Annotated in this window: 13 protein-coding genes; 8 read left to right on the top strand and 5 right to left on the bottom strand. The window is 60.5% G+C overall.

Annotated features, from left to right (window positions below):
- Window positions 1–101: 101 nt before the first annotated feature.
- Window positions 102–1,013 carry a LysR family transcriptional regulator gene (locus tag ACUTSW_RS08610; protein ID WP_445584163.1) on the top strand — a complete coding sequence of 304 codons (912 nt, stop codon included), beginning with the start codon at window positions 102–104 and terminating at the stop codon, window positions 1,011–1,013.
- Here the strand turns inward: ACUTSW_RS08610 and ACUTSW_RS08605 are convergent.
- The 4 genes from ACUTSW_RS08605 to ACUTSW_RS08590 form a co-directional block, all read right to left on the bottom strand.
- Window positions 1,001–1,177, bottom strand: a complete 177-nt coding sequence (locus tag ACUTSW_RS08605) for a hypothetical protein (protein ID WP_006324305.1) — start codon at window positions 1,175–1,177, stop codon at window positions 1,001–1,003. The genes ACUTSW_RS08610 and ACUTSW_RS08605 overlap by 13 nt on opposite strands.
- A 146-nt stretch (window positions 1,178–1,323) precedes the next feature.
- Window positions 1,324–2,235: a drug/metabolite exporter YedA gene (gene yedA / locus ACUTSW_RS08600; protein ID WP_063201544.1), complete on the bottom strand. Its 912-nt coding sequence runs from the start codon at window positions 2,233–2,235 to the stop codon at window positions 1,324–1,326.
- A gap of 148 nt (window positions 2,236–2,383) precedes the next feature.
- Window positions 2,384–2,875 carry a DUF2878 domain-containing protein gene (locus ACUTSW_RS08595; protein WP_062870130.1) on the bottom strand — a complete coding sequence of 164 codons (492 nt, stop codon included), beginning with the start codon at window positions 2,873–2,875 and terminating at the stop codon, window positions 2,384–2,386.
- A gap of 34 nt (window positions 2,876–2,909) precedes the next feature.
- Window positions 2,910–3,563 carry a helix-turn-helix transcriptional regulator gene (locus ACUTSW_RS08590; protein ID WP_062870132.1) on the bottom strand — a complete coding sequence of 218 codons (654 nt, stop codon included), beginning with the start codon at window positions 3,561–3,563 and terminating at the stop codon, window positions 2,910–2,912.
- Window positions 3,564–3,667: 104 nt separating this feature from the next.
- Between ACUTSW_RS08590 and ACUTSW_RS08585 the strand changes: the two genes are divergently transcribed.
- The 7 genes from ACUTSW_RS08585 (at window position 3,668) to ACUTSW_RS08555 (ending at window position 8,696) form a co-directional block, all read left to right on the top strand.
- On the top strand, window positions 3,668–5,119 hold the full coding sequence (locus tag ACUTSW_RS08585) for an MFS transporter (protein ID WP_445584162.1): 1,452 nt from the start codon (window positions 3,668–3,670) through the stop codon (window positions 5,117–5,119).
- Window positions 5,120–5,152: 33 nt separating this feature from the next.
- On the top strand, window positions 5,153–5,998 hold the full coding sequence (locus ACUTSW_RS08580; RefSeq protein WP_445584161.1) for an AraC family transcriptional regulator: 846 nt from the start codon (window positions 5,153–5,155) through the stop codon (window positions 5,996–5,998).
- A 70-nt stretch (window positions 5,999–6,068) separates the two neighbouring features.
- On the top strand, window positions 6,069–6,779 hold the full coding sequence (locus tag ACUTSW_RS08575; protein WP_013812097.1) for an AzlC family ABC transporter permease: 711 nt from the start codon (window positions 6,069–6,071) through the stop codon (window positions 6,777–6,779).
- Window positions 6,776–7,087 (top strand): AzlD domain-containing protein, encoded by a 312-nt coding sequence (locus ACUTSW_RS08570; protein ID WP_445584160.1) that lies wholly within the window; start codon window positions 6,776–6,778, stop codon window positions 7,085–7,087. The genes ACUTSW_RS08575 and ACUTSW_RS08570 overlap by 4 nt, the downstream gene beginning before the upstream one ends.
- 69 nt (window positions 7,088–7,156) lie before the next feature.
- Window positions 7,157–7,726, top strand: a complete 570-nt coding sequence (locus ACUTSW_RS08565) for a helix-turn-helix domain-containing protein (protein ID WP_062870141.1) — start codon at window positions 7,157–7,159, stop codon at window positions 7,724–7,726.
- 2 nt (window positions 7,727–7,728) lie between these two features.
- A complete protein-coding gene (locus ACUTSW_RS08560; RefSeq protein WP_445584159.1) occupies window positions 7,729–8,247 on the top strand; it encodes a GNAT family N-acetyltransferase in 519 nt (172 codons plus the stop codon).
- Between the two features lie 50 nt (window positions 8,248–8,297).
- Entirely contained in the window at window positions 8,298–8,696 is a 399-nt protein-coding gene (locus ACUTSW_RS08555) for a GNAT family N-acetyltransferase (RefSeq protein ID WP_445584459.1), read from the top strand.
- A gap of 45 nt (window positions 8,697–8,741) precedes the next feature.
- Here the strand turns inward: ACUTSW_RS08555 and ACUTSW_RS08550 are convergent, their stop codons facing one another.
- A complete protein-coding gene (locus ACUTSW_RS08550; protein WP_445584158.1) occupies window positions 8,742–9,557 on the bottom strand; it encodes a 5'-nucleotidase, lipoprotein e(P4) family in 816 nt (271 codons plus the stop codon).
- Window positions 9,558–9,559 lie beyond the last annotated feature (2 nt).

Here is a 9,559-nt window from a genome sequence, read left to right as displayed (position 1 = left end):
GATGTTATCTATCATCAGGCATTGAAAATCCGTGAACAATCAGCCTAAATGGCAAACACTTATAAATTATTTTTAATAATAGGCATGACGCCAGGATCTCCATGACATCCTTTATCGATCTCGACGTGTTCGTTCGTACGGTTGACGGCGGCAGTTTTTCAGAGGCGGCACGCGCGCTGGATATCACCCCGGCGGCGGCCAGCATCGCGGTTAAAAGGCTGGAGCAGCGGCTGGGGGTACGGCTGTTGGTGCGTTCCACCCGCAGCCTGCGGTTGACGGAGGAAGGGCGGCGTTATCTTGATAGCGCCCGGCTGGCGTTAGGCGCGTTGGCGGAAGGGGAGCAGGCGATACGCGAGAAACACCAGGGGCTTTCCGGCGTGCTGCAAATTTCTGCGCCGTCGGATTTTGGCCGCAACCTGTTGTTGGGGTGGCTGGACGAATTCAAGCTACAGCACCCGCATATTCAGCTGCAATTGCTGATTAACGATCGCCAGGCCGATCTGTTTCGCGAGCCGGTAGACATTGCGCTGCGCTTTGGCCAACTGGCGGATTCTTCGCTGGTGGCGCTGCCCATTTTGCCGCAGCACCGGCGCTTAATCTGCGCCAGCCCGGCTTATCTGCAACGGTATGGCGCGCCGCAGACGCCGGCAGAACTGGCGCAACACGGTATTCTGATTTATCAGCCCAGCGGGCGCAGGCAGGCCGAATGGCGCTTGTGGCGTGGGGATGAGTGCATTGAAGTGCCGGTGAACGGCCATTATTTTACCGACGACGGCGAGGTGGCGCGGCGTTGGGCGCTGGCCGGGCACGGTATTGTCCGTAAATCGGCTATCGATGTGGTGGCGGATATTCACGCGGGGCGTTTGGTGCAGCTATTGCCGGAATGGCAAAGCGACGCGGTGCCCATCAGCCTGGTGTGTCCGCACCGTTCGCAGGTGTCGGAGCGCGTCAGGCTGTTGCAACGCTTTTTACAGCAACGTTGCCAGGGCTGGATGGAACATCACTTGGCCTGAATGCTGTCCGCCGGAGCCGTGCTGACGGCGGCATCGCTGGTGGTAGTGCTCTCTTCGAGCGGCGTGGTGGAACGGGTGTACATATTCAGCCCCGCCAGGAATACGCCACCCAACGAACCAAAGGCGGCCAGGGCGATAACGATGATAAAGGCTTTTTTCAGCATAGGAATAATTTCGCAGGTTGTTTGGAACAGCGGGAATTATAGACCCTTTGTCGGGTGAAACAAGACGCATTTTTATACCCGTGGGCTTTCCTGCCGCCGCTTTGTTGACGGCGGCATAAGGGCGAATATCTTCGCCCCGAGTCAGGCTATTTTCTGTTTATACGGCTTGCCGGGCGGGTGAACAGGTATTTTCCCAGCGTCACCAGCACCACCGCCGCGACGATAATCACCAGCGCGGCCCATTCACGCGGTGCCAGCGTCTCGCCGGCGAAACCGATGCCGAGCAACACGGCCACCACCGGGTTAACGTAGGCATAGCTGGTCGCCACCGCCGGGCGCACGTTTTTCAGCAAAAACATGTAGGCGCTGATCGCCAGCATGGAACCGAAGACGATCAGGTAACCCAGCGCGAAGAAGCCTTTGGCGCTGGGCATCTGCGTGAGGCGTTCGCCGCTCAATTGGCTGACCGCCAGCAACACCACGCCGGCGACCAGCATTTCCGCCGCGCCGGCCATCGGCCCGGCGGGGAGTGAGATGCGTGACCCCAGCACCGATCCAAACGCCCAACTGGCGGAGGCCAGCAGGATGAGCAGCGCGCCGGTCGGGTTGCCGACCAGGTTATTGCCGGTATTCAGCAGCACGATCCCCACCAGGCCCAGCGCAATGCCCGCCCATTCCAGTTTGGTATTGCGCATGCCCCACAGCAGGCTGAAACACAGGGTAAACAGCGGTACCGTCGCCACCATCACCGCGGCAATGCCGGAAGGCACGTTCTGATGCTCCGCCACGGTTACCAGGCCGTTGCCCACCGCCAACAGCAAAATGCCGATGGTGCCGGCGGCCAGCCACTGCTTTGGCGTTGGCAGGGCATGGCCGCGCAGCGCCAGAAAACTGAACAGCACGATCCCGGCGACCAGAAAGCGGATACCGGCCATCATCAACGGCGGCCAGCTCTCTACGCCCAGACGAATCACGAAGTAGGTCGACCCCCAAACAATATATAACGTGAACAGCGCCCCGATTAACGGCAGGACGTTACGGCTATTTTGGCTAAGCATGGGTTTTTATTCTGCAGGGAAGGTTATTATTAGAGGACTCAGTAAACCCGATCGGGTGGAGGATAAGCAACGCTTTTCAGTAGTTTTTTAATGGAGAAAGGGCCAGTGAAAAAGCGATATTCCACCGAATGGCAGGCAACCCGCGCGGTTACGGGGCTGGCTTGTTCAGACGCGGCCAACTTACGGCGGGCAGAAAGACGGACCAACCGACAGAAAGCAGCAACAGCATGATTTCCGGCGCGGTGCCCGGCTGTATTGCACCCAACTTCCAGCCGATAATGCCTGCCAGCGGCCCGGCGATGGAACCCAGGACCGCCAGCGGCAAAGGGGCGGCTTTGATCAGATCCAGCAACCAAAACCACCAGCAGCCAAAGGCCAGCCACAGGGCAACCATCCATAACGGCAACAGGCTGTGGCCGCTGAAATGCAGCACGCCGGCGTAGTTCCACAGGCTGTCCATCAGGATACCTGTCAGGGCGGTCAACAGCGCCCATCGCCGCCGGTGCGCCGGGGTAAAGATGAGCGCCAGCACCGCGCCGGCCAGCAGTACGGCATTGACCCTATCGCGGCCCAGGACCGCCAGCAGCCAAGCGGCGTTGATCCCCAGCGTCGCCAGCCAGAATCCGGCGTGCGGTTTCATTGCAGGTTTGCCCAGTACATGGGGGAGGGCCAGCTTACAGCAGCGAGATGCGATAAGCGCAACGGCGCGCGCCGGCCAGGATATGCTCGGATCGCTCAACCTGCGCCTGCAACACCTCGGTGAAAATGCTCAGTTCAGCGCGGCAGAATCCCTGACAGACGGTGGCGGCAGCGCAGATCGGGCAGTGATTTTCCACCAACAGAAATGTGCCGTCTTCCTGGGTGCGCCATTCGGCCATGTAGCCTTCGCGGGTACGGATGGCCGTCAGGCGCGCGACGCGCTCTTGCAAATCGGTCGCGCCGATCATCGCCTGTTTGTAGTTAATGCGCGTTTCCTGTTCACGGGTGTCGATCAGCAAGTCAATCGCCTGTTCGCCCAGTTTGTCGCGCACGGTGCGCAGCAGTTGCACCGTCAATTCGGAATGGGTATCCGGAAAACGCGCATTGCCGGCGACGGTCAGGTGCCACAGCTGCACCGGGCGGCCGACGCCGCGCGTTTCCGCCACCGCTTCAACCAAGCCCTCTTTCGCCAGCTTGACGAACTGCTGGCGTGCGGCTTCACCGGTGGTGCCAAGGACTTTCCCTGCATCAGACGCCTGTTGTGGGCCGCGGGTTTTCAATAGCGTCAGCAAACGGTCACTGACCGACTGTGCGGTGTTACCGCTATTTTCCAAGTTTATTCTTGACATATTTCTCCGCCTCGCCCTACCATTATTCCAAGTTAATACTTGTTAAATTTAACGCAATATCATCCGCAACTCAATGCCATTACTCTGAAAACAGGACGACAACCGTGATAACTAACGATGATAGTCGCTGGAGCGATCTTTTCTCCGGTAAAAATGGCGCCAGCGCGATTGCGCTCTCACTCGGCGTAGCGCTGCACGCCATCAATATTCTGGTCGCCACCACCATTTTGCCCTCAGTGGTGCAGGATATCGGCGGCCTGAATCTCTATGCCTGGAACACCACGCTGTTTGTGGTGGCGTCCATTCTCGGTTCTGCGTTATCTGCGCGGTTGCTCAGCGGCTATGGCGCACGCAGCGCCTATCTGGTGGCGTCGCTGTTCTTTATCGCCGGAGCCATGCTGTGCGCGCTGGCGCCGTCGATGCCGGTGATGCTGATCGGCCGAACGGTGCAGGGGTTTGGCGGCGGTCTGATCTTTGCGCTGTCCTACGCCATGATCAATCTGGTATTCGAGCAAAAGCTGTGGCCGCGCGCGATGGCATTGGTGTCGGCGATGTGGGGCATTGCGACGCTGGTGGGGCCGGCGGTGGGCGGGATTTTTGCCGAACTGAACGCCTGGCGCTGGGCATTCGGCATTCTGTTGCCGATCATGGTGCTGTACGCCGGTTTCACTTTCCTGATCCTGCCCAAGGGTAAACCGCAGCAACGGGCGGCGCCGTTGCCGGTGGCTCAGTTGCTGCTGTTGGCGACGGCGGTGCTGGTGGTATCTGCCGGTAGCCTGGCGGACAGCGCGTGGATCAATCTAGGCGGCATTGCTCTGGCGCTGCTGTTGATGGCCTGGCTGATACAGCGCGAAGCGCACTCTCGCGCACGGCTGTTGCCGCATGGCGCTCTGCGTCGCGGCTCCCAACTGGCCTCGCTGTATATCACCGTCTCCCTGCTGGTGGTAGGCATGACCAGCGAAATCTTCGTGCCTTACTTCCTGCAAACCCTGCATGGTCAATCGCCGCTGATCTCCGGCTACATTGCGGCCACCATGGCGGCGGGGTGGACGCTGTCGGAGATCCTCAGTTCCGGCTGGCGCAGTGCGGGCATCCGCCGGGCGATCGTCAGCGGGCCGCTGTTCGTGCTGGTGGGGTTGTTGGCGCTGGGTATTTTGATGCCGACCCCTTCCGGCGGCCACTGGCTGGCGCTGACGCCGATCGTTATCGCGCTGACGCTGGTGGGATTCGGCATCGGTTTCGGCTGGCCGCATCTGTTGACGCGTATCCTGCAGGTCGCCCCTGAAGCGGATAAGGATATCGCCGGCGCATCCATCACCACGGTGCAACTGTTTGCCACCGCCTTTGGCGCGGCGCTGGCCGGGATGATCGCGAATCTGGCCGGGCTCAATGAGCCGGGCGGGGCAGTGGGGGCGGCCAATGCCGCACGCTGGCTGTTCCTGTTGTTTGCCCTGGCGCCATTGCTGGCGATGTTCAGCGCCTGGCGCTGTGCGGCAATCGCGCCGCCGGCCGACGAGACGGGCAATTTTGTACAAAACCATCCGTCCACTGAATGATAGAATAAACTTCATTCAGCGGAGGCGGATATTATGGTGGACAGCGCAGGGCGTAACGCTCGTCGGGAGCAGGCGAGCTTCATGCACGTCGACGAACTCGGCGGGTTGGGGGTGCTGCAGGCTACCTATCGCCGACAGACTTTCTCGCGCCACAGCCACGAAGGCTTCTGCGTAGGGGTGATCGACGACGGCGCCCAGCGTTTTTACCGGACCGGCGGTGAGCACGTGGCGCCGCTGGGCAGCATCATTCTGGTCAACGCCGACGATATCCATACCGGCAGCGCCGCCAGTGAAGACGGCTGGTCCTATCAGGCGATGTATCCCACCCCGGAGTTGCTGGCGTTTCTCTCGCGAGATTTGAAAACCGGCGCCGGGGCAACGCCTTATTTCCCTCGTCCGGTGATTCACGATGTTGGCCTTGCCGGCCAACTGCGGCTGGCGTTCAGCCTGCTGCGCAGCGATGAAAACCGTCTGCTGAAAGAAACCATGGTGTTTTCTGCGCTCACCTGGCTGATGCTGCGGCACGGTAAAAGCCGCATCGAACCCGCGCCGCAGAGTAAAGCGCAGCGCCAGGTCACGCAGGTAAAGGCTTTTCTGGATGATTTCCCCGAGGCGGACATTTCGTTGCTGGAGCTGGCGGAACGGGTGGCGCTCAGCCCTTACTATCTGCTGCGTCAGTTTCAATTGGCCACCGGTTTGCCGCCGCATGCTTACCAAATCCAGGCCCGGCTGCGCAAGGCGCGCCAAATGCTGAAGGCCGGCCATGGCGTGCTGGACAGTGCGCTGAGCAGCGGTTTTCACGATCAAAGCCATTTCCACCGCCATTTCCGCAAATCGATGGGCATCACGCCCGGCGACTATGTTAAATCGCTGAAATAGCCGCGCAATCCTGTGCAATACCCCGGAAGCATCCTGCCGTAGGCTGTGCCTTCAAACGAAGGAGAACAGCATGACGCACTTATCAATCCTCACCGAGCCGCCGGTGTCCCGGCTGCGCCCGGCGCTGCAAGGGGCGGCGGCGATTCTGCCGCTGTGTCTGGCGGTATTGCCCTGGGGCATCCTGGCGGGGTCGATGGCCATCCAGAGTGGCCTGACGGCGGCGCAGGGGCTGGGCATGTCGGCCATTGTCTTTGCCGGCGCCTCGCAACTGGTGGCGATGGGCATGATCAAAGGCGGAGCGGGGTTGCTGGCCATTTTGGTCTCGACCTTTTTTGTCACCGCCCAACATTTTTTGTATGGCCTGCGGCTGCGGGAAAGCGTAGCGCCGCTCCCCTTGCGCTGGCGTTTGCTGTTGGGGTTCCTGTTGACCGATGAGCTGTTTGCCCTCACCGGCAACCAGGCGCCGGCGCGCTTTAACCGCTGGTACGCGCTGGGTGCCGGGCTGACCTTTTACCTGAGCTGGATTTTTTTCACGCTGTTGGGCGTGCTGGCCGCCGGCAGCGCCGAGGATCTGGACCGTTATGGCCTGGATTTCTCCATTGCCGCCACGTTTATCGCCATCGTGGTACCGATGATCCGCAGCCTGCCGGTGCTGGCGTGCGTATTGACTGCGTTGCCGCTGTCGGTAGCGCTGCATTATTTTCAGGTGCCGGGCGCGTTGATTATCACCACCGTCGCGGCGATGGGCGCCGGCATGCTGTGCAGCAAGGGGCGCCCATGATTTGGCTGACGATAGTACTGATGGGCCTGGTGGTGTTTTTCAACCGTTACTGTTTTCTGGCACCGGGCCTGCCGGTGCGGCTGTCGCCACGCTTCAGGCGCCTGCTCAGTTTTTCCGTGCCGGCGGTGCTGACGGCGATCTGCGGGCCGATCCTGGCTTTCAGCGGCGAGACCCTGCGCGCGATGCCGGATAATCCTTACCTGTGGGGCGCGCTGTTTGCGGTGATACTGGCATTTTTCTTGCGCAATATGTTGGCGGTGGTGCTGCTGAGCATGCTGATTTTTATCGCCCTGTGCGGCCTGTTTTAAAATCCGATTGACGAATCCCTTATTTGAGATTATTTCTCTTATATGGGATTTATCATCAGGAGCACGAGAATGGATAACGGAATGGAAAGCGCCGATCTCCGTTTGGCGCAGCGGCTGTCTGACCTGCGTCAGCGGCAGAGTTGGTCGCTGGAGGAGTTGGCGCAGCAAACCGGCATCAGCCGGGCGACGTTGTCGCGGGTGGAACGCGCGGAAACCAGCCCGACCGCTTCGCTGTTGAACAAGCTGTGCTCGGCGTATGGGCTGACCATGTCACGCCTGCTGAGCGAGGTCGAGGATGAACCGCCGGAACTGTTGCGTCGTGAGCAGCAACCGGTGTGGGTCGACCGCGCCAGCGGCTTTCACCGCCGTTCGGTATCGCCGCCCGCCGCGCTGTTCAAGGCGGAGTTTATCGAAGGCCGGCTTGAAGCCGGGGCTGAAATTGCCTATGACGCGCCTTCGGTACATGCGCTCGAGCACCATCTTTGGCTGTTGGAAGGCCGGCTTGAGCTGACGCTTGAGGACCGCACCTTCCAGCTTGAGCCGGGCGACTGCCTGCGTTACCGGCTGTTCGGCGCTTCTAAGTTTGCTGTGCCCGGCACCGTGCCGGCCCATTATACCCTTGTTATCTGCAGGCCCTAATCATGATTGAGATACAGCAACTGAACGCCGACGAGGTACAAAACGCTCTTCCCGAGCTGGCCGAGATGCTGCAAGCCAGCGTATCGCAAGGCGCGAGCATTGGTTTTGTCATGCCTTTCACCCTGGAACAGGCGCAGGCGTTCTGGCACCGTCTGCTGCCGGCGATTGAGCGTGAAGACAGGATCCTGCTGGTCGCCCGGCAAGCGGGGCGAGTGGTCGGCACGGTGCAACTGCTGCTGGACATGCCTGACAACGGCCGCCACCGCGCCGAGGTAGTGAAATTGATGGTGCATCCGCAGGCTCGCCGCCAGGGCATCGCTCGTGAGCTGATGCTGCAAATTCAGCAAAGGGCGATTCAGCATCAGCGGCATTTATTGGTGCTGGATACCCTGACCGGCGACACGGCCGAGGGCATGTATCGTCAACTGGGGTTTCAACTGGCGGGAAGCATTCCGCAGTACGCCCGAGCCAGCAACGGCGGCACGCTGGATGCCACCAGTTATATGTACAAATTATTGTGACGCTCAGAATTGTACCCGCCGAGGCCGACAGCCCGGAGGCGCTGGCGCTGATGGCCGAGTTGTCGGCACGGCTGGCGGAAATTACAGGTGACAGCGGTTCGGCGTCGTTCGACGTGAACGAAATGCGGGCGGCTAACGCCTGTTTTTTACTGGCGCGCAATGCGGCCGGTGTGGCCGTGGGCTGCGGCGCCTTCCGTTGGTTGGCGCCGGGGATTGCCGAGGTGAAGCGCATGTACATGCGTGAGGCCGGTGCTGGCACGGGCGGCCGTTTGCTTCGAGAGCTTGAACGGCAGGCTCGGCAACGGGGTTATCGGCAATTGTGGCTGGAGACTCGTCGGGTTAACCAGCGTGCCGTGAGGTTTTATCTGGCACAGGGTTATCAGCTGCGTGAAAATTATGGCCGTTATCGCGGCAATCCGCTGGCAGTGTGTTTCGAAAAAACATTGTGACTATGCCGCAGGCGCAACATCCCTGCGGCAATGCCACAAACGCGATTACTGCCCGTTCCAGGCCTTGATGGCCCGTTGGCGGATTTGCAACTTCTGCTCCGGCGTCAGCTTGTTGTAATCGCGGGCCATACCACTTTCCCAGTCGCCGTACAGCGGGTTAGGCAGCACGATAAACTCGGTGCCGAACTTGCTTTGATTATCGCTGACGAAGGCCCGACGTTGCGCGTTATCCTTGTGATAGGTCGCCGCGCCGAAGTCGTTCAGGTTGTCGCCGGCGTACACCACGATGTCATAGCCTGCCTGTTTGATGGCGTCAAAGCGCGCCTGCTTGTTGGACGTGTCGCTGCTGAGCAGCACGGTTTTTTCCGACATGCCGGTAAAGCCCAGTTTCTGCATATTGGCGACCGTAGCGGCGTATTCGGACACTTTGCGGTTGGAGACGTAGAACATCGTGCCCTGGTGGCTGTTGACGTAACGGGCAAACTGCACCGCGCCCGGCACGGCCCCCGCCTGTTCGGCCTGTGACCATTTCGCCCAGGTGGCGGCGGCGAACGGCTTGCCTTGCTGCGCCTGCCAGCCGGAATACGGGCTATTGTCCAGCAGGGTTTCGTCCAGATCGACCACCACGGCCTTCTTCTTGCCCGGCGTGGTCTTGGCCTGATCGAAGGCGCGTTTTCCGCTGTTGAACGCCTGGTGCGCCAACGCCTGATATTCACCGGACTGTTGGAACCAGTTCAGCGCCAGCACCGACTGGTCCGCCAGCCGCTGCTGGGCCTGCAGATCGGTTTTCGGTGGCTGCGCGCAGCCGGTCAGCGTCAATAGAGCAATGCCGATCGCCGCGCCAAGGGTCATTTTCTGCATGT

It is taken from the genome of Serratia sp. TSA_198.1, from assembly GCF_052686505.1.
This window is presented reverse-complemented; position numbering and strand designations above follow the sequence as displayed.